Here is a 22,019-nt window from a genome sequence, read left to right as displayed (position 1 = left end):
CGCAACAAAACTAGAATTAAAGCTACAAAACTAGATTAATCGCGATGAAATCAGAAATGTTGACATTTTTTTTGTTTCATCATTTTTCGGCGTTTATGGCGGGAAATCCAACACACTGGCAATTGCGGGCGGCGCGGTCGATGCTCGGCAAAACCCAGGCGTGGTTAGCCAAAGAAGCCAAGATCACGCCTGCGGTTCTCCTTGGCCTGGAATCTCCAAATCGAAAGCTGCCAGACAATCACGCGTTAGCTCGGGTCTCAACTGTGCTGGAAGCCGAAGGCCTCGAATTGATAGAGGCGATGGGAACTCATGGCGAAGGCGTTCGATGGCGGGAACCGAGCGGCCGTGCATGGGTTGCAGGCCTTCGCCATGCGCGAGCAATGCTGGGAGTTTCCCTAGACGAGATGGCCGAGTTGTCAGAGGTGGGCCGCGATGCGATAGCCCGTATTGAACGCGGAGGTCTTCGGCGAACTCCAGAGCAATCGGCATTGAAATTGCGAGATGCGTTGCTGAGCAATGGCGTAATTATTGTTCCAGAAGGTCGCGAGCATGGCCTGGGAATTTTCCTCTTCAGCCAAGACAAATAGGCGCAGACTTCCTGCACTAGGAAGTGAACCAGTAGCTTTATGTTCGTTGGCGGTCCCGGCTCCCGGGTCTTTAGACGTGCGCGGAGCGTGGAAACCTTTGATTCTGATGGGCAAATCAGCCGGGGCGGATCATCATTATAATTCCTGCCTCAATACCAGGCTCGGCATGTAACCACACGTCTATGTTGGAAACCACGGGCCGTTCCATCGCCAACTCATCGACCAATTCTTGGTCCACCCCGCCGTAAAAGAGGTAGATTGCTCGCGCATAGCCCACCTTTGCGCAAAATTGGTCTAAAGTTGCCAAGTCTTTTCGGATGCCGCTTCGGGTCGCTCTTGCCGATTTTACTTCGATGATCGCATGATTGTGCCCCATACTCCCCGGGACATGTATCAAAAAGTCTGGAACCACAGAGGTGTCGAGTTGCTCCTTGATTATCTCGTGGCTGTGTTTAGGGATTTCGCCGGTGATTACGAGATTTGTATCTGCGGGCCAGCGGCGTCGAATTTGGTGATAAAGTTCGTAGCAATAAGCTCGTTCGTAGAGTGCAGGTTCTCGCTCCGCCACCGGTAAATGGAAGTAGTCCGGTGCGATGTCCCTGGTTGCTGACCTGATGATATCGTCAAGTTGGTCCATGCGTCGGGGCCTCTACTATAAATGACGGAAGTCGATTTTCGACTGGTATGACATACGTCACCCACACTCCAGCGGCGGGTCAAGGCGATGCAAAGCCTGCTGGCAGCGACAAACGAAAAATCCTGTTGAAATTAAACCTGAAATTGCGTTACCTGAGCGCCAGTGTACAGCTAAAGATGTGGTACTTGCCCAGCAGCTTCGGCGCGTCTCTATTGGCATTAGGTATTTCAAACTGACTGGAAAGCAGCAATTTTAATGGCTGAAACTGCTAATATCGCTCAGATCGCCGAAAAACTTTCTCAGAGCCTCTTTAAGGAGTTTTTATGGGACCAGAGCGGCCCTATGAACTTCAATTGGCCATGCGAGAAAACTGAAGCGCACAGCCTTACAACGCACCCAACCGATGCGGTTTTCTATTATGAAGACCCCTACGCGCGCGCCAGGCGATATTTCCAGTGTGATTTGAAGAGTTACGCCAAGGGTTCCATCTCGAAGAGCGCGGTCTCAGGGGCCGCACTGAGCCTTGCAAAGCAGGTGGCTTGTGCGGAAGTCAGTGATGTCTGGCAAGACCAATATATCGTGAAAGGAAAGACCTCGGAAATTTCCGGGCTTCTTTTCGTATATAATCACGACAAGGAATTTGACCGAGACTTCAAGAGTTATTTTCCTTACATCTCTCTAAAAGGCTCAGGAATTTCCCGGAAGTCAAAAGTATATGTCTTGGGGCCAGATGAAATTAACTGGCTTGATCGGGTTGGTAATACCATCAAGATTATGCGCGGTGAAGAGAAAATCCCGTTGAGAGAGCATTGCGCATTCCACCATCCCGATTTGGTTCAAATTCGCAACGTACAACAAAAAGAGGCGCGCGCCGCCACAATTGAAATGTTAACAGGCCCGTTTATCTCCATGAAGTATGCGTTTCCTGCACGCGGGGAAAGACCCGGTAACAAACAGGGTATAGTTCTCTTCCTTCGACGAGAGGCTACCGTTCCATCTATGAAGTATATGATTGATTATCTGCGTAATATTCAAATCATTGAGGATGAATCTATTTCAATAGAATTTAGAGTGAACGAAGACGCTGGTGGAGCGACTAACAAACTGCAGCTGGCCATCGCGGAGTATTTGGGTCGCGAGAGTGCTAACAGTGACTCCTCGTTGGCTAGACGGTTAAAGTCTATCTCGGTCGAACGGGTAGTGGAAATTACAACCTCATTTTCAGAGCTGCAGATCGGAATGAACTATGAGCGATAAGGTTCAAAAGTTCTTCGCGTCAGACAAGGAGATTCACGACGTCCTGGCTTCTTCCAAGCGGCGGATGACACATGGCCAGCTGCTTGAGCTTGCAAGGGATCGGGGAATTTTCATATCCGAGGAGGCGTCCAGGGAGGACCTGGTGGATTACCTCGCCACTCTGCCGCATGATTTTTTCGATGTTGAGGGGCTTCTTGAGCAAGCGGGCCCAAGTAAGCGAGCTGAGCGTACCACCTTCATAGAGTTCAGTGGCGATGTAACTTCGGAAGATATCGCAGATGCTCTCTTGGAGTATCAAGAGGATTTTGAGTCGCATGAAGACACAACTATTCATCCGCCTCGACCCCATGCAGTAACCGCTAATGTAAAGTACAGCGAATTTGATTATTCCAGGACCGCGTTGTTGCAACGCCACGAAAAGGACGCTGATTTAGAGTTCCGCATAGAGGAAAAGCGTGTGACCGTGCGCATGCCAGCAACTGACAAGGGGCATGAGATCGTTGCCGCAATAATTGAACGGATCGAAAGAAAGAAGAAGACGGTTTTTCAAAGGGAAGAGATTTCCGTAGCAGACCTGTCGGTGGAAAACAGAACCATTTTTTTCATGAACCTTATGCGCGGTATCGCTAATCACCGGGTTGAGATGGTTGTAAACATAAAGGTTAGCGCAGGCGGAGCTGCGCAGGACCTGGACGAGGGCGATGAGGAAGGTGAAGAAGCGCGTGAGGAGCTGCTGGGGGTGGTACGAAGTGTGGCGTTAAGTGGTGAAAATCTGCTTGCATCACCACACTATCAGCAACTCCGCGACGGCGGGTTCTTCGTTACTTCGATGACCTGGCGAGCAATTCAGGAGGCGGTTCCGAATGATAAAATCTCATTCGAGGTGGCATTCGACAACCAAGAGGAAGGAACCGGGTTCAAGTACCTCGTCCGTTATGCCCAGCAAAAGTCGGACGGAGATTATTCCGTGAACTACAAGGCAGTGCCGCCTGCTCGAAGAAAAGAACTATGTGGACTGATAGAGAATGCTGCTCGAAAAGCCCTGGAGGACATTCGTGCGACACATTGATTACGGTGATCGGAAAGGCTTACGTCGTTGACCCGCCGACGATGGTACCGCGCCGAATGGCGCGCCTCCGTCAATGACATCGCGCGGCGGTTGAAAGCTATGGGATTTCAGGATGGTGGCTTTGATGGCTTCGTTTTGGAGCAGACCCGCGAAAACTATATATCCGGAAGTTACTACGAGCGGCTAAGTCGCGTCGAACGCATTGTGGACCCTTTTGGGAGAGAGTCTGTCTTCGAGAGATTGGAGTACCGCCGGTCTGAATTTTTGATTGCCGATGCGTATTACGGTCTCGAAATAGTTAATCCAAATAAAAGCGTTCACCGCCTGATCAGCCGACTCATAGAAGTGGCAGATTACCGACTTTCTCTCCATCCAGCCAGTGTTGACCCGCTTGCATGGGCAATCGCTTGTTCTGAACTGGTCGGCGAACGATACAAGATTGAGACAATTCTGCTGGCGGATGTTGCGCTTGAAGGCAATGCGACTGCGACGATATCGGTAAAGGGCGGGGAAGATGCTCTCGCGGCGTCACGCTCAGTTTTGAACGGCAGGTCTGGTAAGACCGAAAAGGTGCAAATCCGATTTGCGGGAAGGTTGGGCCGCGCGCTCTTTAATGCGAACGGTATGGTAGTGACGTCCGCCGACCCATCAGGTCCAATCATGGCAAGCGCGCGGTCAGCTTTATTGTCCGGCGCTGGGAACGGAATGTAGCGTTGCAACATCCCGTTCCCCTCTAGCGTAATCACTCCATGCCGAGCGCAGCCATATAAGTTTGGAGGATGCTTTCCTCTTCCAAGCGCTCGTTGGCATCCTTTTTACGAAGCCGTAAAATGGTTTTGATCGCCTTCGTATCGTAGCCTCGCCCTTTCGCCTCACCAAGGACATCCTTGATGTCGCTCGCAATCGCAGCCTTTTCTTCTTCTAGACGTTCAACGCGTTCGATGATCGAGCGCAGCTCCGCCGCCGCAACATTTGTTCCTGACGTCTGTACTTCATCCATAATTGCCTCCTGAGTGCCGGGCCGCTCGCCTCGGCGTAGTGGGTTGAAACTTGTTATTCACAGCGCGGTACGGAAAGTGCCAACGGGCTTGACGAGTCTCCGCGCGCAACATACGGTGGGGAAAATATGTCGCAGCTAAGCTAATGATTTCATTGCTGAAGCATACTTTTTCGGGGTGATTAGAAGCCCGTGCCCTTTGCCTCGCCGTACACATCCTTGATGTCGTCGGCGATGGTCTTCTTTTCTTCTTCCAGCCGTTCGATGCGCTCGATGAACGAACGAAGCTGGTCGCGTGCGACGCCGTGGGCATCCGACATGGTGTTCTCCTTGTTGGGGGATATCAATGAGGGTGGACTGAATTTGTGAGGGTGTGACCTGCCGCGAAGTGCGGCTAAGGTCAAGTGACATTGCGTAACATGTGGCGGATTTCCGGCCTGAGCGGGCGATGAGGACCGTTATTCCTTTGGCTTGCTCGCTTCAAAGGCAGCCTTTTGTTCGCTCGACGCTTCCCGCTGGTTGAGCGCCCGCCATTCCTCGTAAGGCATGCCATAGACGATCTCTCGGGATTGTTCCTTGTCCATATCGATGCCGGCAGCGTTGGCGGCATCGCGATACCAGTTGGACAGGCAGTTGCGGCAAAACCCGGCCAGGTTCATCATATCGATATTCTGGACATCGCTGCGTTCGCGCAAATGGGAAAGGAGGCGGCGAAAAGCAGCGGCTTCGAATTCGAGCTGTTGTTGTGCTGTGAGGTCGATCATCGTCGGTCTCTTTCAGTTATCAGAATGCGTAGGGTCCCGTCCGTGACGGATAGCGCCTGATTTCGTGCAATTCGGGGCGGGCATTCAAATTTTCAAGGACAGGCCCAAGACGAACGTCCCATTCGGCAACGCCGCTATCGTCGCCGATCAGGTCCTGCCGCACCTCGATCAAGGCGTGGGCGAGGCCGGTTTCCATGCAGTGACGAAACATCGTGTCGCCGCGCAGCGCGCCATCATAAGGCTCGTTGTCGCCGACAACAATGTCACCGGAAACCTCCAGCGCTTCGATCAGCGGCGTGACTGCGCGCGGGTCGCTGTCCCAAAGGACGGCGGCATGCCATGGGCGGGCTACGCCCTTCCATGCCGGGGTATAGGAATGGATGGAAATGACCAGCGGTGCCTTGCCGCTTGCTGCACTGACATCCGCGATCGTCTGCGAGACGGCGCGGTGATAGGGACGGTGGAAACGGTTGAGGCGGTTTTCCCATTCCTCCGGTGTTATCGGGTGATTGCCGGGAATGATGGCGCCATCGGAAATTTTCATGATCAGTGTTGGATCGTCTTCGCCCCGGTTCGGATCGATCAGCAGCCGTGAAAATCGGCTGAGCACGGCGGGAACGCCAAGCCGCGCTGCCAGCCGCCGGACCAAAGCCTCGACACCGATATCATAGGCGATATGACGCGCAAAGGCGCTTTCGGGAAGGCCGAGCCTGCCATATTCGGCTGGCAAGAGGTTGGTGGCGTGATCGGCGAGCAGCACCAACCCGGCCGCATTGTTTCCTGCAATGATCTCGAAGGGCGATGTTTCCGGCATACAGTATCAACTCGTTTGGCTCTTGACGGAATTTGATGACACGCTGTGCTGGCAATCGCAAGACAATGGCGGATTTGCGATGTTTCCGACAATAAAAACCCGGATGTAATCGATTAGACTTACGTTGACATTCGAGCCCCATCGTCGCAAGAAAGTCTCTCGACTAATCCCAACGGAGACCCAGTGGAAACCGTGTCCAGATATCCTTTTTCCAGGCTTACTCTGCGGAACTGGTCCTTAAGCACCATTCTCCTCTTCGTTCTGACCGCGTTTTCGCCGGCCCTCATCGCAAGTGAAGCCCGCGCCGAGTTCCGTGTCTGCAATGGTACCCAAAATCTGGTCGGCGTGGCGATCGGCTACCGTGCCAAGGAAGGCTGGATCACAGAGGGCTGGTGGCAGGTTCCCGCGACCACCTGCGCCACCCTGATCGAGGGCGAACTCGAATCACGCTACTATTATCTCTATGCTGAAGATGCAGCTCGCGGTGGACGCTGGACGGGTGACGTCAATATGTGCGTTGCCGAAAACGAGTTCAAAGTAACCGGCGTGCAGGACTGCTTTGCGCGGGGTTTCCAGCGAATGGGATTCAAGGAATACGACACGGGGCGTCAGGGAAGCTGGATGGTTCAGTTGTCCGATACCCCAGGGACTCAAGAAAGCCATAACTGATGAAGCGGAATAGAAAAGTCAAAATCCTTGCAACGCTCGGACCGGCATCGAGCGAAGAAGAGATGATCCAGAAGCTGCATGAGGCGGGGGCTGATCTTTTCCGGATCAACATGAGCCATGCCAGCCACGACATGATGCGCACGCTGATCAAGCGCATCCGCAATGTCGAGGCGCGCTGTGGTCGTCCGATCGGCATTCTGGCCGATCTCCAGGGACCGAAGCTGCGCGTCGGCAAGTTCGCTGCCGGCAAGGTCGATCTGGTTCCCGGCCAGACGTTTACGCTCGACAACAAGGATGAGTTGGGCGACGCAACCCGCGTCTACCTTCCGCACCCGGAAATCCTTGAATCGGTCAAGGCGGGTCACCGCCTGCTGATCGACGACGGCAAGCTGCATCTGCGCGCCGACAAGTCCGATGGTAAGAGCATTGTCTGCACCGTTATCGCCGGCACCAAGATTTCCGACCGTAAGGGCGTCAGCCTTCCCGATACGCTGCTGAGCGTCGGCGCCTTGACCGAAAAGGACCGTGCCGACCTTGACGCTGTGCTAGAAACTGATGATGTCGACTGGGTAGCCCTGTCGTTCATCCAGCGCCCGGAAGACCTGTCGGAAGTGCGCAAGGTCTCGCGCGGCCGCGTTGGCCTGATGTCGAAGATCGAAAAGCCGCAGGCGATCGAACGGATCGATGAGATCATCGAACTGTCCGATGCGCTGATGGTTGCCCGTGGTGACCTGGGCGTGGAAATGCCGCTCGAGGCCGTTCCCGGCCTGCAGAAGCAGCTGATCCGGGCCGCCCGCCGCGCCGGCAAGCCGGTCGTCGTCGCCACCCAGATGCTGGAATCGATGATTTCGGCTCCGGTCCCGACCCGCGCTGAAGTGTCCGACGTTGCGACCGCCGTGTTCGAGGGCGCCGATGCGATCATGCTGTCGGCGGAATCGGCATCCGGTGACTATCCGGTGGAAGCGGTTGCGACGATGGCCTCGATTGCCAGCAAGATCGAAACCGATCCGCATTATCCGGGCATCATCTATGCCCAGCGCACCCCGCCGGAAGCCACTGGCGCCGACGCGATTTCGCTGGCTGCCCACCAGATCGCCGAGACCCTGAATCTTTCGGCTATCGTCTGTTACACGTCCTCCGGCACGACCGGCCTGCGCGCGGCGCGTGAGCGTCCGCAGGTTCCGATCCTGGCGCTTTCGCCGGTTATCCAGACGGCCCGCCGTCTGTCCGTCGTCTGGGGCCTGCATTGCGTCGTCACGTCCGATGCGACCGATCTGGACGACATGGTCAACCGCGCCTGCCGTATCGTTGCGACGGAAGGTTTCGGCAAGCCGGGCGACCGAGTGATCATCTCGGCCGGTGTGCCGCTTGGAACACCGGGCGCGACCAACATGCTGCGCATCGCCTATATCGGCTCCGACGGCCTTAGCGGCGTCTGAGACGGGCTTTGAACGATTGAATGGCCCCGGAGCCCATCCCCTGACTGAATTCGGGGTTGAAGCATCTGGGAGAGCTGAACCGCTTGCAGCGTTGACGTTGCAGGCGGTTTTTTTTGAGAAGATAGTTTCATCCTGTGTGCAGAAAACAGATCGGGACGAGGTTAAGCGCCATAAAGTGTATGGTGGGCCGATGCCTAAGGCGGACACTTCAATCCGTCAAACGATACGGCAGCGGCGAAGTTTGAAGTGGGTACCGCATCCGGCGGCACCACTAAGCGATGATCCGTACCTTCGCGAAGCGAAACTTGACCTTTATCTTTGCCGCCAGGACGGCGTCGTGAAGCCGCCCGCTCATAAAGAGCCTCCTTTCAAGCTTGCGCTCATGCCACAGGTCCGCCCCCTCGAAAGCCGCTGCTGTCAGCGCGATATCGCCGTCCTCGAGATCATCCGTCGCCCAGAGCTCGTATCCATTTTCCGCTACAGTCCGGAGGGAATACAGCTTGCGGCTTTCGCTCGTCACGAAATTGTCCTTCACCGCACCAAAGTTGAGCAGATAGAAAGGGCCAGGAAGCCGGGTTGTCTTATCGGCTTGGTAGATTGGAAATTCGATCAATCCGCCGCTGCCGAGGTCGAAATCTTTCAACACGTCAGCAAGTCTGCCCTTCACCGCATAGAAGGTCCCAGCACAGAACAGATCGCCCACCCGCTTCCAGTTGTTTTCGGCAAATACATACATTGCCTCGGGAAAGTCGGTGCGCTCGAGCGCACCACCTGCGATGTGGCGCCGGTGGGCTTTATACACATGCTCCGGTTCGACACCGAGTTTAAATGTCGGAGGCGCCCAATCTCCGCCATAGAATTTTTCACGGATGCCTTGCTTGTCTCCGATGCTGTAGTCGGTCATGACGCTACTGACCCAGACGGTATCCGGCATGCTGCCCCCACTCGCAATCATTCATTGCCCCACCTTCGGAAAGTCGACGTGCGGCAACCCACTGAATACAATAAAAAGTTGAATGAAGGGTTAGGCTGCAGCCTATCGAGCCGGTGGAAACGATGGGTTGGTTCGCGCGTTGTCAACATATCCTGATGGTGCAAAGCACGCATTCTCGCCCTCCAGTCGGGCGGTGGGAACGCCTCGCGGAACGAGCGGATCAGGGTCTGTCTTGCCTTCGGCGAAAACCGGCTTTTATAAAAGCAAGTCTTCCCCATGCGGTTCAGCTGCCGGGAAGCAAGCCGATGGCTTTCCTTGGACTATCGGCTCAGATGGTGATGCTGGCGGGGATCGCGACCACCATGCCCGGTGTTCCGGCCGCCGAGCCGCCGCCGAGTGCGGCGCTCAATCCCTGAATGGCCTGGTCCAGGTGTGCGCCGGATTTTTGCGCTTCGCTTATGGCATTCTGATCAGCATTCTTCTGCTCACGCATGCGGCTCACGGCTTCTTCCAGCAAAGCCTTGATCTCCTGCGCCGCCGCCTTGAATTCCTCAAGCGTCTTACGATCGGCGGCCGAGGTGGTCTTCTGCTCCGTGGCGTCCTTCATCGTGTCCTGGTAGGCCTTCTGGGCAAAGGATACGCCGTCACCGTCCGTCTCTGCCGTTTCAGGCTGTGCTTTCAGTCCTACCGCTGCTTCTGTCGTGTTGGCCGTAGCCGCTCCCCCGGCGGAATTGCCGGAAACAGCGGATGCAAAGTCCTTGGCTGCAGCGCCGACTTCGCGGGCCAGATGGCCCGCCTGCCGGGCCAGGACTTCCGGATCGAAATTCCAGCGGCGCAGAAATTCCAGCTGCTTCTTGGCGTCCTCCAGCCTTTGCTTGGCCCGCGCCTTTATGTCGGCCGCATCCGTTTCGGCCGTGTCTTTCAGCATCTCAAGTGCCCGGTCCCGCGGGCTTTGAGCATCGGCCGTCACCCCGACCGACGTGGCGTTTGCCGCTGCTGTCGTATTTCGAAGGGGATAGGTTGTGGCAATGCCGCCGATCTGCATAAGATTGACCTCCAGATTGAGGCCGCACGTTGCAATCGGCAACTTGCATGGGGCTTTCGCGTAAGCGGTAAGTTGCTGAAAGGAAGCTAGTTTACCACGGTAATCCTGGCCTCTGCCTGTGTGGCGAGTGCGTTCAGGTCACGCTTCTTGCCCGCCAGGGATTCGATCGCGGCGATCGCCAGGTCCGTGACGATGTAGTCCGGCTTGTGGCCGAGATTGTGGATACGCAGCAGTGTCGAGCCGGCGATGTCCGCGTGCAGTTGCCGGGAGTGGATTTCGGGCAGGACGACACGGTCGGCATCGCCAGTGATGATCACGGTTGGGGCCTTGATTTCCTTGTAGCGTGGCGAAACCCGCTTCACGTACTCCAGCAGATTGGCGACATCGATGGCATTGTTGCGAAAGGCGGCCGGTCTGATTGCCAGATAGGCGGCGGTATCCTTGATGTAGCTGTCGGGACGCGGATTGGGTGCAAAGACATATTTGGTCGCCTTGTCGATCGAAGCAAGACCGATTGGGGGCGCTACGAGGGTGGCGAACAGCCAGCCGAGCACCGGCGTTCTAGTGACGTTGTAATACCATTCGATACCGCCGGGCCACGGGTGAGTCGCCGGGGATAGAAACAGAAGGCCCGCCACCATGTCCTTGTGGTTCAAGGCAAAGGTCGCGGCAATCGCGCCGCCGAAGGAATGGCTGACGATGATGGCCTTCTTGATGCCGCGCTTTTTCATCAGGGCAGCGATGGCATCGGCCTGACCATCGGGATGGGCGTTCTGTGGCCCGCCGCGGTCGGAAAAGCCGAGGCCAGGGCGATCGAGAAACAGCATGCCGGCGCGACCTTCCAGCTTGCTGCGGAACGCGACCATCGGGTCGCGCAGATTGGCGCTTGCCCCATGGATGAACACGAGGGTGGGCAAATCCGCGTTTTTCGGGCGCGGTATGTAGACGCTGTTCATCCGGTAGCCGCCGACATCGATACGCTCGCCGGTATTCGGATTATCGCGTTCGAAGGCTGAAGCCTGATAGGAACTGAAGCCGAACCCGGTGGCGAGGGCGGCTAGGAACAGGGATGCGATGAACAGCATGACTTTCCTGAAGACGAAATTCATCAATCACTCTTCCGCGTGCTGGCCAATCGGCAGGATGGGCCGGTTATTGTCCGATACGAGGAAGGGGGCGCTACGGTTTCGCTGGGCGGGCGGAATTATGTGCGGTTGCCGGCAAGTTTTTCTTCCAGTTCGCCAAGCTGTTCCTGCGCCTTGCGGTCGGCCGGGTAGATATCGAGGAACTGTTCCCAGGCACGCAGCGCCAGTTCATCCTGTCCGGACGATGTCAGGATGGCGGCCATGCCGGCCAGCGCGCCGAAATGACGAGGTTCGATTGCCAGAACCCGATTGATGTCGGACATCGACTTACGGTAATTGCCCATCTGGTAATGCAGCGTAGCCCGCTGGTTCCAGCCTTCGACATAGTTCGGAGAGAGGGTAATGACCTGGTCGAAAATATCCAGCGCCGTTGCCTGCCGGTTGGTTTCGACGGCTTTGGAAGCCCATTGCATCAGGAGGTTGATGGTGGCGCTGCCGGAATCCTGCCACTCCACGCGAATCCGGTTGGAAATCTCGCGCGCCTTGTCCTGATCGCGTTCCCGCTTCAGTTCTGCAAAAAGGGTGTCGATCCGCTGCTTGGGTGTCGCCAGTTCAGACGTCACCGAGGCCTGTGCCGCGTCAGCTGCAAAGGCGGGCAGGGGACTGGTGGCTGTTGCCGCCAGAATGCTACCGAGAATCAAAAATGAAGACATGAGTTTAACCATGGCAGATAAGGTAGTCCGCCATGGCCGAAGATCAAATCAAATTTGAGACATCAAACTGATGAACCGCCTGGGACGCCAACTTTGTTGAAAGCAAGCGTACCCGAGCGCACTCAATCCATGCGTGGCCGTTCCGAAAGCACAAACTTCCGGCGCGCACGATGGATCAGCCCTGACGGGCCTTGAAGCGCGGGTTCAGCTTGTTGATGATGTAGACGCGACCCTTGCGGCGAACCAGACGGTTTTCGCGGTGACGGGCCTTCAGCGACTTAAGCGAATTTTTGATCTTCATTTTTCTGATCCGCAGTTTCGGCGGTTTTGAGTGCGCCGGTCTTTAACAATCAAAAGCGCGCTTGCAGACCGTTAAGGCCGAGCGCGCTCTTAGGGTGGCAGGCAAATAACCCGGCATCGTAAAAGTGTCAACCGCAGAGAGCCTGTTTTCGCAGCGGTTGGCGGCTTTTCTGTGGGTTAAACCCTCAGGCAAGCCAGGTGACGTGCCCCATCTTGCGCCCCGGCCGCGCCTCTGTCTTGCCATAGAGGTGGACGAGTGTGTTGGGCTTGGCAAGCCAGGCCGGCAGGTCGTTGATATCGTCACCGATCAGATTCTGCATCACGCAATCGGAGTGGCGGGCGCCGTCCGACAGGGCCAGCCCGGTGACTGCACGGATATGTTGCTCGAACTGCGAAACCACGCAGGCAGCCTCCGTCCAATGGCCGGAATTGTGAACGCGTGGGGCAATCTCGTTGACGATCAGGCTGCCATCCGCCAGCACGAAGAACTCGACGCCGATGACGCCGACATAACCGAGGGCGGTGAGGATAGCCGCGGCTGCAAGGCGGGCAGCCTCTGCCGTTGTCTCGTTGATCGAGGCAGGAACGGTCGATGTATGCAGAATGCCGTTGCGGTGGATGTTTTCGGCCGGGTCGTAGCAGGCGATGGTGCCATCGGTGCCGCGGGCGGCGATGATCGAGATTTCCCGCTGGAACGCAACGAAGCTCTCCAGAATCATTGGAACGTCGCCCAGTGCGGCGTAAGCGCCCGTGGCGTCGTCGCTGGCGCCCTTAAAGACACGCTGGCCCTTGCCGTCATAACCGAGACGGCGGGTTTTGAGGACGCCCTGGCCGGAGAAATCGGCGAGCGCCTGCTCGAGCTGTTCCTGGCTGTCGATGGCGTGGAATCGGGCGGTCTCGATGCCGCAACCATTGAGGAACTGTTTTTCGCTGACACGGTCCTGGGAAACGGCCAGAGCCTTCGGCGGCGGATAGACCGGAAGCGTCTGCGCCAGCATTTCGGCGGCGCCGACGGGAACGTTCTCGAATTCGTAGGTGACGACGTTACATTCAGCTGCCAGCTGTTTCAGTGCTGCCGGGTCGTCATAGGCCGCGACAATCTGGCCATTGGCGACCTGCGCGGCCGGACAGTCGATCTGGGGCTCCAGAATGATGGTGCGGAAATTCAGCCGGGCCGCGGCCATGGCCAGCATGCGGCCGAGCTGGCCGCCGCCGATGATGCCGACCGTCTTCATGCCTGGTCCACAGGGTATTCGGCGACGGAAGCGCTCTGTTGTTCGCGCCAGTCATCCAGCCGGTCGGCAAGGTCGGGGTCGCTCAGCGCCAGAACCGCGGCGGCAAGAAGGGCGGCATTGACGGCGCCGGCGCGGCCGATCGCCAGTGTGCCGACGGGAATGCCGGCCGGCATCTGGACGATGGAGAGCAGGCTGTCCTGGCCGGAAAGCGCCTTGGACTGGACGGGAACGCCGAAGACGGGAAGGGGCGTCATTGCTGCGGTCATGCCGGGCAGGTGGGCAGCACCGCCGGCGCCGGCGATGATGACCTTGAAGCCTTCGTCGCGCGCGCCTCTGGCGAAGTTGATCAGCCTGTCGACCGTGCGATGTGCCGAAACGATGCGGGCATCATAGGCGATGTCGAGGGCGTCAAGCGTGTCGGCGGCATTCTTCATGGTTTCCCAGTCGGACTGGCTGCCCATGATAATGGCGACGGGCGGAGTTGCAGCTTTCGTCACGTTGTTCGTTCCGCTTTGTTACAGGGCCGAAGGTCTGGCCGGAGCGTTTGCAGCGTATCCTGGCCGGACACGCACGGCTTTACGCGATGATATCAGGAATGATCAGGTCTTCGATCTTGGTGATCTTGTCCTTGATGACCAGTTTCTTCTTCTTCATCCGCTGGATGCGCAGGGCATCACAGCCCGTCTGGATCATGGCGTTGATAGCAACATCATAATCCTCATGTTCCTGCCTCAGCCGCGCTACGCTCAGTCTGAGTTCGGCCTGATCCTGATCTGGCATGCAATGTTCCCCATAAATCGAGCGTCGCTCTAGCACAGAATTGTTGGTAACGGGAAGTTATCCTTCGCCACGATTTCGCCTTCGACAAATGAAAAATAGCATGGCACACTATCTCGGTTAATACGTGGAACACCCGGCATCTACCGATCGGGTGCAAGCAAAAGGAAGGGACTGCCACATGACCATTGAGGCTCATCTTGCAACGCTTGAGAAAAAACATGGTGTTTTGGAGCAGGAGCTCCATTCGGCCCTGACACAGCCGTCTGTCCAGGATCAGCACATTGCTGACATCAAGCGTCGGAAGCTGCGCTTGAAGGACGAAATTGAGAAGATTCGTTCTTCAACTCACTGATTATATTTAGCAATCTCATTCATCGGGAGACTCTTGTTCCAGCGCATATGTTGAACCCCGGAAAGCCAACTTTGAGGACCGGCTTCAAGCGCTGTTGATACGTGGACTTGTTGATGCGGACATGACGTTCCCCAAAAGCCCGCAAGTATTGAGTTTCCCGATGACTGGCCTTTGGCGGCCGAAACCTCTCACGACCAGAACTGATCCAGCCAGAGATTGACCCGGTCAAAGCCCGGCTTGTTGATCGCATAAATCCGCTTCGTACCGCTGGCCGATACGGAAACCAGATTTGAATCCAAAAGTGCCTTCAGATGCTGCGATACGGCGGGGCGGCTGATCGGCAATCCTTCGGCCAATTCGTTCACGGTCCGCGGCGCGCGCCGCAATTCCTCCAGCAGATACCGCCGGTTGGGGTCCGAGATCGCATCGAAGGGATCAGCCTGTGACATAAGCAAAAGCTAGGAGAAATCAGGACGCCCGGCAAGTAAATTGTGCGGTGCGGTAGAGAAATTTTGCCTTGCGGTATGCAATCGCCGCGTGCCGAACCCGGGCAGTTGCCTCCGACATGCCGGGGCCGGTGCCGCCGGGCGTTCAGGACCCTGCAACAAGCGCGATAATTCCGTCGTAGACGAGCTTGGAGCCGGCCAGAAATGCCATCGTGTACATGAACGGATAAAATACCTGCGGCTGCATCCGCCGGACAACCCAGGCGCCCGCCATGGTGGCCAGCATGGCCAGCGGAAACAGCGTCAGCGACGTGGTCAGATTGCTGAGATCGAGCTGCCCGAGCGCGAAATAGGGAATGAGCTTGACGGCGTTGAGGATGGCAAAGAACCGGACGATCGTGCCGGTATACACGCGCGGCGGCAGTTTCAGCGGCAGGGTGTAGATCTGGAACGGTGGGCCGCCTGCATGGGCGACGAAGCTGCCGTAACCGGCGAGGCCGCCAAAAAACGTAGCCTGAACCGGTCTTTGCGGCTTGGCGGGCGTGATGATGCCGCGTCGCGCGCGCCAGAGATTGTAGACGTAGCGCAAGACGAAAAGAACGGTAATCACCCCGATGATCAGCCTGAGCGCATCGCGCGGAACATACGCGGCTGTGGCCCAGCCGATGACGATGCCGACGAGGGCGCCCGGCAGGAGGATCTTGAGCGTCGTCATGTCGCCATGCTTTCGCCATGTCCAGAGCGCTACCAGGTCCATGGCAATCAGGATCGGCAAAAGAAGTGCCGCCGCCTGTACCGGCGAGACGGCCAGCGATAGAAGCGGCACGCCCATCAGCGAAAGTGCTTCTCCCATGCCGCCCTTGCTGAAGCCGACGAGCAGCACTGCGGGAATGGCAATGGCATAGAATTGGAAATCAGGAAGCATGGGTATCGGTTGATCCTTTTGCCGCTAGGGTCTATCGCTTTTGCAGATTGAAATCGAGTAGGGGTGACGCGCGGGTGCGTATTTCACCGGGAATAGAGATATTATGAGCAATACAGATAATCGCTGCCGCCTCGTCCTCATCGTGCCGGATATCGCCGATATCGACAGCCGGGCGCACATTTTGGGCGATGCGCTGCGCGGTGGCGATGTCGGCTCCGTGATCGTGCCACAATACGGCCTGGACGATCATACGTTCCAGAAGCACGCCGAAGTGCTGGTTCCTGTCATCCAGAAAGCGGGCGCGGCAGCGTTGATTGCGGGCGATACACGCGTTGCTGGCCGTGCCAAGGCTGACGGCCTGCATGTGACAGGCAATGCCGCGGAACTGGCGGAGACAGTGGAAAAATTCACACCCAAGCTGATCGTCGGCGGCGGTAATGCCGCCGATCGGCACCATGCACTGGAAATGGGTGAAATTCGCCCAGACTATGTGTTCTTCGGCAAGATCGATGGCGATATCAAGCCGGAAGCGCATCCGAAGAATGTGGCGCTGGCCGAATGGTGGGCCTCGATGATCGAAATTCCCTGCATCGTCATGGGCGGCACGGATCCGGAATCGGTGCTGGCCGTTGCCGAAAGCGGCGCCGAATTCGTCGCCTTGCGGCTGGCCGTGTTTGCGGCGCCCGAACAGGCCCGGGCCATCGTTGCAAGCGTCAATGCGCTTCTTGACGAAAAAGCGCCACGGTTTGAAGCTTAAGACATTTGCATGTTGATCCGTCGTTCTCCATCGCTGCGCCGAATTCCTCTCTTTTTGCTGGGAGTTGCCCTTCTGGCTGCGCCGTCCGGCCTTCGTGCCGACGACGCGCTGCCGGGTGTCAACGATGCTGCGCCTGTTGTCGCGCAAGACGAAAATGACGAGGGTGTGGTTGCCAAGCGCGGCCGCATCACGCCGTTCAATGGGGCTGCGTTGCCGGAGGGCGAAATCCCCGCCTTGCAATCTCCCGAGGAAGCCAAAAAGGCCGATGATGCGGCGAAAAAGGACGATGCGCAAAAGCTTGAGCCTTCTTCCGGTGTCAACGTGCTGGAGCGGATGGGCGCCGAACTGCCGGCCCTGCCGCAGGAAAAGCCGTTCGAGGGCAAGGCCGACGATGCCTATGGCGCCTTCCAGCGCGGCTATTACCTGACGGCGATGGAAATGGCTCTGCCGCGCGCCCAGCTTGGCGATGCGGCGGCGCAGACGTTGGTCGCGGAAATTTTCTCGCAAGGGCTCGGCGTTGCCCGCAACAAAAAGGACGCGGCGTTCTGGTATGGCCAGGCGGCTAACTCCGGCGATCCGGCGGCGATGTTCAAATACGCGCTGCTGTTGATGGAAGGCCGCGATGTGACGCGCGACAAGAAGAGGTCGGAAGAGCTGATGAAGAAGGCGGCCGATCTCGGCAATTCTTCGGCACAGTTCAACTATGGCCAGTTGCTTGTCGCCGACATGCCCGGCGAAAAGGGCCTGAAGGCCGCGTTACCGTATTATGAGAAGTCGGCCGAACAGGGCATTGCCGATGCGCAATATGCGCTGTCGCAGATCTATCTCAATGTCGATGGCATCGATGACAACAAGCGGGCGACGGCACGCGACTGGTTGCTCAGGGCCGCGAAGGCCGGGTTCGATACCGCCCAGCTCGATCTTGCCATCTGGATGGTCGATGGCATCGGCGGCGACCGCAACCTCGAGGAAGGCTTCAAGTGGATGTCGCGCGCCGCCGGAGGCGGCAACGTCGTGGCGCAGAACAAGCTGTCGCATCTCTATATCAATGCGATCGGCACGCGGCCCAACCCGGTCGAGGCTGCGAAATGGTATGTCTTGTCGCGCCGGGCAGGGTTGAAAGACGCTGCTCTTGAGGATTTCTACCTGGGGCTCACGGACGAGCAGCAGAAGGCGGCGCTGAGCGCTGCCAACAAATACCGGTCGTCCTGATCCTGTTTTTGCGCCAAGACTTGAACTTTCGGGGGTTTTGTGGTCTTGAAGCGCCGGATTGGCTGGCCGTAGGGGCGGCTTTCAGTTCTTTAGGGAATGCTCCCCATGAAAATCAATGGTAATGAAATTCGCCCCGGCAGCGTGGTCGAGCACAATGGTGGCCTCTGGGCTGCCGTGAAGTGCAACACCGTCAAGCCCGGCAAGGGTGGCGCTTTCAATCAGGTGGAACTGAAGAACCTGATCGATGGCACCAAGCTCAACGAGCGTTTTCGCTCGTCGGAAACCGTTGAACTGGTCACTCTTGAACTGAAAGACTTCCAGTTCCTCTATGAGCAGGGTGATGCGCTGGTGTTCATGGACAATGAGAGCTATGAACAGCTGGAATTGCAGAAGGATTTTGTCGGCGATCGCGCCACCTTCCTGCAGGACGGCATGATGGTGACGGTGAAGCTTTACGACGAGAAGCCGATCGGTATCTCGCTGCCGGACCAGGTGGTCCTGACGATCGCGGAAGCGGATCCGGTGGTGAAGGGACAGACGGCGGCGTCCTCCTACAAGCCGGCGATCATGGAAAATGGCGTTCGCGTCATGGTTCCGCCGTTCGTCGAGACCGGAGAGCGCATTCTGGTCGATACCAATGAAATTACCTATCTCCGCCGCGCGGACTGATCCGCAGCGGCATATCTGAATTTTTCCGGCCGTTCCTGCGGCCGGTTTTCTGTTTCGAAGGAAAGCCAAAATGGCACGCTCAGCTCTTCTCAATGTCATGGTTCAGGCCGCGTTCAAGGCCGGCAAGTCCCTGGCGCGCGATTTCGGCGAAGTGCAGAACCTGCAGGTCTCGCTGAAAGGCCCAGGCGATTACGTTTCGCAGGCCGACCGCAAGGCGGAAAAGCTGCTCCGCGAAGAGCTTTTGAAGGCTCGCCCGACCTATGGTTTCCTCGGCGAGGAAAGCGAAGAAATCGCCGGCACCGATGGCGCGCATCGCTGGATCGTCGATCCGCTGGATGGAACGACCAATTTCCTGCACGGCATTCCGCATTTCGCCATTTCGGTGGCATTGGAGCGCCAGGGGGAAGTTGTCGCGGCTGTCGTCCTCAATCCGGCGACCGACGAACTTTACACGGCTGAACGTGGCGGCGGAGCCTTCCTCAACGACCGCCGTCTGCGCGTTTCCGCCCGCAAGAACCTCTCGGATGCCGTCATCGGCACCGGCACCCCGCATCTGGGCGTGGCCAATCACGGCACCTATCTGGTCGAGCTGCGCCATGTCATGGGCGAAGTTGCCGGCGTGCGCCGCATGGGAGCCGCTGCGCTTGACCTCGCTTACGTCGCGGCTGGCCGGTTCGATGGTTTCTGGGAACGCGGCCTGATGCCGTGGGATCTGGCCGCGGGCATCCTGTTGATTCGTGAAGCCGGCGGCTGGGTCGCCGATATCGACGGCGGCAACAAGCCGATGGATGATGGCTCGATCGTTGCGGGCAACGAATATATCCGCAAGGCGCTGCACGATGTGCTGCACCGCCCCATTCCGGGCAAGTAAGCCAGCAATAACCTGAGCGGGCGGCTGTTTTCGTCCCGTTGATGTTGCCCGTTGTTCCCTTTCGGCTTGGCGAAAAGTCCGGCCACGGCAACGCGCGTCATTCGTGACGCGCGAAGGCCACTGTAGTGCTTTAAATTTGCAGCCTAATTTTTCCTTAAATCGATTCCGATTTGAGGAATTATGCAGTAGTCTCCGCCCAGCGCCGCCCTACCTGTTGGATAATGGCAAGGCCGCAGCACTGGCAAACCGGAGAGTAGAGCCCCATGGCGAAATTGGAACTGTCGGGATGGGATGCCGGCGGAGATTTGAACGAGGGGTATAATCCCAACAAGCTGTCGAGCCCGATGGTCTTCTTCTGGACCATGGTGATCTTCCTGATCATTGTGGGCTTCCTTGGGGCTATCCTGTTTCGCCAGGCACAGGCGGCTTTTCTCAGCAATCCCGGCTTGAATGGTCTGATTTTCGGCGTTCTCCTGATCGGTATCCTGCTGGTTTTCAATCACGTTTTCAGCCTGCGGCCGGAAGTTCGCTGGTTCAATTCGTTCCGCGCAGCCGGCAGCGCCGAGAAGGTGGGCCGCGATCCGGTGCTTCTGGCGCCGATGCGGGCATTGATCGGCCAGCGCCATTCGATGTCGATCTCGACAACCGCGCTGCGCTCCATCCTCGATTCGATTGCGACCCGGCTGGACGAATCGCGCGATACCTCGCGCTACCTGATCGGGCTTCTGGTCTTCCTCGGCCTGCTCGGGACCTTCTGGGGCCTGCTCGGCACAATCGGTTCGATCAACACCGTCATCCAGTCTCTGGATGCAGGAACAGGAAGTACAGAAGACGTCCTGGCCGCACTGAAGACCGGCCTGTCCGCACCTTTGACCGGCATGGGTACGGCATTTTCGACATCGCTCTTCGGTCTGTCGGGTTCTCTTATCCTTGGCTTTCTCGATCTGCAGGCGGGTAGGGCGCAGAACCGGTTTTATACCGAACTTGAAAACTGGCTGTCCTCCGTGACGGACGTCAGTTCCGATCAGATGGTTGCGCCCGGCAGGCAGACGGCTGCGCCGGTGGACGAACTGCGTCAACTGACCGAGCAACTGGCCCGGCTGAACCAGGATGGCGGCATGAACCAGCGCACGACGGCTGCGATGGCCAGCCTTGCAGAGGGCATTCAAGGGTTGGTCAAGAATATGCGCGGCGAGCAGCAGATGCTGCGCGACTGGATCGAGGCACAGCAGGAGGAAGCCAAGTCGATGCGCAAGACGCTCGACAAGCTCTCGGCCCGCATCGGCCAGGCAGACAGGATCCCGGCGCATCCAGACAGAGCACCGTCCAAGCTTGCCCGCGTTGAAGACGGCGGAGGTAATGACTGATGGCATTGGCGCGTAAGGGCCGCAGCCAGAGGACTGTCGATTACTGGCCTGGTTTTGTCGATGCTTTGTCGACGCTGCTCTTGTCCATCATGTTCCTGCTCTGCGTCTTCGTGCTCGGGCAGTTTCTGCTCAGCCGCGAAATCAGCGGCAAGGATGATGTGCTCAACCGGTTGAACAGCCAGATCAACGAACTAACCCAGCTTCTGGCGCTGGAAAAGGGCGGCAAGCAGGATCTTGAGGATTCACTGGCCAATCTGCAGGCTTCGCTGGCGACGTCCGAGGGCGAGCGCTCGCGGCTGCAGGCGCTGCTGCAACAGGGGGCAGGCAGTTCCGACAGCGCAAACCAGCAGATTGGCGACCTGACGGGCAAGCTCGATGCTGAAAAGCAGGTGAGCACAAGGGCGATGAACCAGATCGACCTGCTGAACCAGCAGATCGCCGCGTTGCGCAGTCAGATCGCTGCCATCGAAGGCGCGCTGCAGGCCTCAGAAGCCAAGGACAATGCCTCGCAGACAAAGATCGCCGATCTCGGCCGCCGCCTGAACGTGGCGCTGGCGCAGCGCGTGCAGGAACTCAACCGTTATCGTTCCGATTTCTTCGGCCGTCTGCGCGAAATCCTCTCCGACCGCGAAAATATCCGTATTGTCGGCGACCGTTTCGTCTTCCAGTCGGAGGTTCTGTTTCCGTCCGGCGGCAATGAGTTGAACCCCGCTGGACAGGAGGAGATGGCCAAGCTTGCCTCAGCGCTGCTTGATCTCGCCAAGGAAATTCCCTCCGAGATCAACTGGGTGCTTCGCGTCGATGGCCATACCGACAATGTGCCGCTGTCCGGCTCCGGGCGCTATGCCGACAACTGGGAGCTTTCCTCGGCGCGCGCGACATCGGTCGTCAAATTCCTGATTTCCAAGGGTGTTCCGGCCGATCGGCTGGTTGCTGCGGGCTTTGGCGAGTTTCAGCCGATTGCCGAGGGCGACACGCCCGAAGCTCGGTCACAGAACCGCCGTATCGAGTTGAAGCTCACCGAGAAGTAGCGGATGCCGCCGCGGTTTGGCGCGGCGGTCCATCATTCTTTGCCATGGATTTTCCGGTCGTGTT

The 22,019-nt window shown here is 57.6% G+C and carries 27 protein-coding genes and 1 pseudogene; 13 read left to right on the top strand and 15 right to left on the bottom strand.

Going from position 1 to position 22,019, the window contains the following annotated elements:
- The first annotated feature begins 44 nt into the window (after positions 1-44).
- Entirely contained in the window at positions 45-587 is a 543-nt protein-coding gene (locus tag ASD36_RS23050) for a helix-turn-helix transcriptional regulator (protein ID WP_112834518.1), read from the top strand.
- A gap of 115 nt (positions 588-702) precedes the next feature.
- Here ASD36_RS23050 and ASD36_RS23045 read toward each other — a convergent pair whose 3' ends face one another.
- A complete protein-coding gene (locus ASD36_RS23045; RefSeq protein WP_060511855.1) occupies positions 703-1,224 on the bottom strand; it encodes a hypothetical protein in 522 nt (173 codons plus the stop codon).
- 255 nt (positions 1,225-1,479) lie between these two features.
- Here ASD36_RS23045 and ASD36_RS23040 point away from each other — a divergent pair, with 255 nt between their 5' ends.
- Genes ASD36_RS23040 through ASD36_RS23030 form a run of 3 tightly spaced genes read left to right on the top strand, consistent with a single transcriptional unit; the run spans position 1,480 to position 4,261 of the window.
- Positions 1,480-2,481: a hypothetical protein gene (locus tag ASD36_RS23040; RefSeq protein WP_060511853.1), complete on the top strand. Its 1,002-nt coding sequence runs from the start codon at positions 1,480-1,482 to the stop codon at positions 2,479-2,481.
- Complete coding sequence (locus ASD36_RS23035) at positions 2,471-3,550, top strand: hypothetical protein (RefSeq protein ID WP_060511851.1); 1,080 nt, start codon at positions 2,471-2,473, stop codon at positions 3,548-3,550. Before ASD36_RS23040 ends, ASD36_RS23035 begins: the two co-directional genes overlap by 11 nt.
- Before the next feature lie 27 nt (positions 3,551-3,577).
- Entirely contained in the window at positions 3,578-4,261 is a 684-nt protein-coding gene (locus ASD36_RS23030) for a hypothetical protein (RefSeq protein ID WP_156393908.1), read from the top strand.
- 31 nt (positions 4,262-4,292) lie between these two features.
- Here ASD36_RS23030 and ASD36_RS23025 read toward each other — a convergent pair whose 3' ends face one another.
- The 4 genes and pseudogenes from ASD36_RS23025 to ASD36_RS23015 form a co-directional block, all read right to left on the bottom strand.
- On the bottom strand, positions 4,293-4,553 hold the full coding sequence (locus ASD36_RS23025; protein WP_112834517.1) for a DUF2312 domain-containing protein: 261 nt from the start codon (positions 4,551-4,553) through the stop codon (positions 4,293-4,295).
- 179 nt (positions 4,554-4,732) lie between these two features.
- Positions 4,733-4,867 (bottom strand): annotated as a pseudogene (locus ASD36_RS30355) (GapR family DNA-binding domain-containing protein); the annotation flags it as partial.
- 138 nt (positions 4,868-5,005) lie between these two features.
- A complete protein-coding gene (locus ASD36_RS23020; RefSeq protein ID WP_060506520.1) occupies positions 5,006-5,311 on the bottom strand; it encodes a DUF1244 domain-containing protein in 306 nt (101 codons plus the stop codon).
- Between the two features lie 19 nt (positions 5,312-5,330).
- Positions 5,331-6,125, bottom strand: a complete 795-nt coding sequence (locus ASD36_RS23015; protein WP_060506519.1) for an N-formylglutamate amidohydrolase — start codon at positions 6,123-6,125, stop codon at positions 5,331-5,333.
- 246 nt (positions 6,126-6,371) lie between these two features.
- Between ASD36_RS23015 and ASD36_RS23010 the strand changes: the two genes are divergently transcribed.
- Positions 6,372-6,794, top strand: a complete 423-nt coding sequence (locus ASD36_RS23010) for a DUF1036 domain-containing protein (protein WP_244482369.1) — start codon at positions 6,372-6,374, stop codon at positions 6,792-6,794.
- Positions 6,794-8,233, top strand: coding sequence for a pyruvate kinase (gene pyk / locus ASD36_RS23005; RefSeq protein WP_060506518.1), 1,440 nt, complete (start codon positions 6,794-6,796; stop codon positions 8,231-8,233). The genes ASD36_RS23010 and pyk overlap by 1 nt, the downstream gene beginning before the upstream one ends.
- Before the next feature lie 271 nt (positions 8,234-8,504).
- Here pyk and ASD36_RS23000 read toward each other — a convergent pair whose 3' ends face one another.
- The 8 genes from ASD36_RS23000 to ASD36_RS22965 form a co-directional block, all read right to left on the bottom strand.
- Positions 8,505-9,167: a hypothetical protein gene (locus ASD36_RS23000; RefSeq protein WP_060506517.1), complete on the bottom strand. Its 663-nt coding sequence runs from the start codon at positions 9,165-9,167 to the stop codon at positions 8,505-8,507.
- 328 nt (positions 9,168-9,495) lie between these two features.
- Positions 9,496-10,212, bottom strand: coding sequence for a hypothetical protein (locus ASD36_RS22995; RefSeq protein WP_060506516.1), 717 nt, complete (start codon positions 10,210-10,212; stop codon positions 9,496-9,498).
- 86 nt (positions 10,213-10,298) lie between these two features.
- Positions 10,299-11,297 (bottom strand): alpha/beta hydrolase, encoded by a 999-nt coding sequence (locus ASD36_RS22990; RefSeq protein WP_060506606.1) that lies wholly within the window; start codon positions 11,295-11,297, stop codon positions 10,299-10,301.
- A 119-nt stretch (positions 11,298-11,416) separates the two neighbouring features.
- On the bottom strand, positions 11,417-12,010 hold the full coding sequence (locus tag ASD36_RS22985; protein WP_112834516.1) for a hypothetical protein: 594 nt from the start codon (positions 12,008-12,010) through the stop codon (positions 11,417-11,419).
- Between the two features lie 175 nt (positions 12,011-12,185).
- A complete protein-coding gene (ykgO, locus tag ASD36_RS22980) occupies positions 12,186-12,311 on the bottom strand; it encodes a type B 50S ribosomal protein L36 (protein ID WP_034855034.1) in 126 nt (41 codons plus the stop codon).
- A 184-nt stretch (positions 12,312-12,495) separates the two neighbouring features.
- The gene (locus ASD36_RS22975; protein ID WP_060506514.1) at positions 12,496-13,545 is read right to left on the bottom strand and encodes a 5-(carboxyamino)imidazole ribonucleotide synthase; all 1,050 of its coding nucleotides are present in this window, start codon (positions 13,543-13,545) and stop codon (positions 12,496-12,498) included.
- Entirely contained in the window at positions 13,542-14,006 is a 465-nt protein-coding gene (gene purE / locus ASD36_RS22970) for a 5-(carboxyamino)imidazole ribonucleotide mutase (RefSeq protein WP_060506513.1), read from the bottom strand. The genes ASD36_RS22975 and purE overlap by 4 nt, the downstream gene beginning before the upstream one ends.
- Before the next feature lie 115 nt (positions 14,007-14,121).
- Positions 14,122-14,325, bottom strand: coding sequence for a YdcH family protein (locus ASD36_RS22965; RefSeq protein ID WP_037099988.1), 204 nt, complete (start codon positions 14,323-14,325; stop codon positions 14,122-14,124).
- Positions 14,326-14,503: 178 nt separating this feature from the next.
- Between ASD36_RS22965 and ASD36_RS30350 the strand changes: the two genes are divergently transcribed.
- Positions 14,504-14,677, top strand: coding sequence for a DUF465 domain-containing protein (locus tag ASD36_RS30350; protein ID WP_037099985.1), 174 nt, complete (start codon positions 14,504-14,506; stop codon positions 14,675-14,677).
- Positions 14,678-14,865: 188 nt separating this feature from the next.
- Here ASD36_RS30350 and ASD36_RS22960 read toward each other — a convergent pair whose 3' ends face one another.
- Positions 14,866-15,126 carry a metalloregulator ArsR/SmtB family transcription factor gene (locus ASD36_RS22960; RefSeq protein WP_060506512.1) on the bottom strand — a complete coding sequence of 87 codons (261 nt, stop codon included), beginning with the start codon at positions 15,124-15,126 and terminating at the stop codon, positions 14,866-14,868.
- 142 nt (positions 15,127-15,268) lie between these two features.
- Positions 15,269-16,048, bottom strand: a complete 780-nt coding sequence (locus ASD36_RS22955) for a sulfite exporter TauE/SafE family protein (protein WP_060506511.1) — start codon at positions 16,046-16,048, stop codon at positions 15,269-15,271.
- 103 nt (positions 16,049-16,151) lie between these two features.
- Here ASD36_RS22955 and ASD36_RS22950 point away from each other — a divergent pair, with 103 nt between their 5' ends.
- From ASD36_RS22950 to ASD36_RS22925, 6 genes are all read left to right on the top strand, one after another.
- Positions 16,152-16,805 (top strand): thiamine phosphate synthase, encoded by a 654-nt coding sequence (locus ASD36_RS22950; RefSeq protein ID WP_060506510.1) that lies wholly within the window; start codon positions 16,152-16,154, stop codon positions 16,803-16,805.
- 9 nt (positions 16,806-16,814) lie between these two features.
- Positions 16,815-18,017: a tetratricopeptide repeat protein gene (locus tag ASD36_RS22945; RefSeq protein WP_082512307.1), complete on the top strand. Its 1,203-nt coding sequence runs from the start codon at positions 16,815-16,817 to the stop codon at positions 18,015-18,017.
- A 105-nt stretch (positions 18,018-18,122) separates the two neighbouring features.
- Entirely contained in the window at positions 18,123-18,686 is a 564-nt protein-coding gene (efp, locus tag ASD36_RS22940; RefSeq protein WP_037099974.1) for an elongation factor P, read from the top strand.
- A gap of 70 nt (positions 18,687-18,756) precedes the next feature.
- Complete coding sequence (locus ASD36_RS22935; protein ID WP_060506509.1) at positions 18,757-19,557, top strand: inositol monophosphatase family protein; 801 nt, start codon at positions 18,757-18,759, stop codon at positions 19,555-19,557.
- Between the two features lie 263 nt (positions 19,558-19,820).
- Positions 19,821-20,924, top strand: a complete 1,104-nt coding sequence (locus ASD36_RS22930) for a MotA/TolQ/ExbB proton channel family protein (RefSeq protein ID WP_060506508.1) — start codon at positions 19,821-19,823, stop codon at positions 20,922-20,924.
- Positions 20,924-21,955: a peptidoglycan -binding protein gene (locus ASD36_RS22925; RefSeq protein WP_060506507.1), complete on the top strand. Its 1,032-nt coding sequence runs from the start codon at positions 20,924-20,926 to the stop codon at positions 21,953-21,955. The genes ASD36_RS22930 and ASD36_RS22925 overlap by 1 nt, the downstream gene beginning before the upstream one ends.
- Positions 21,956-22,019 lie beyond the last annotated feature (64 nt).

Origin of the sequence: Rhizobium sp. Root1334, from assembly GCF_001426665.1 — a bacterium.
Lineage (GTDB): Bacteria > Pseudomonadota > Alphaproteobacteria > Rhizobiales > Rhizobiaceae > Pararhizobium.
Note: the sequence above shows the minus strand (reverse complement) of the source record. Positions and strands in the feature narration are given on the sequence as shown.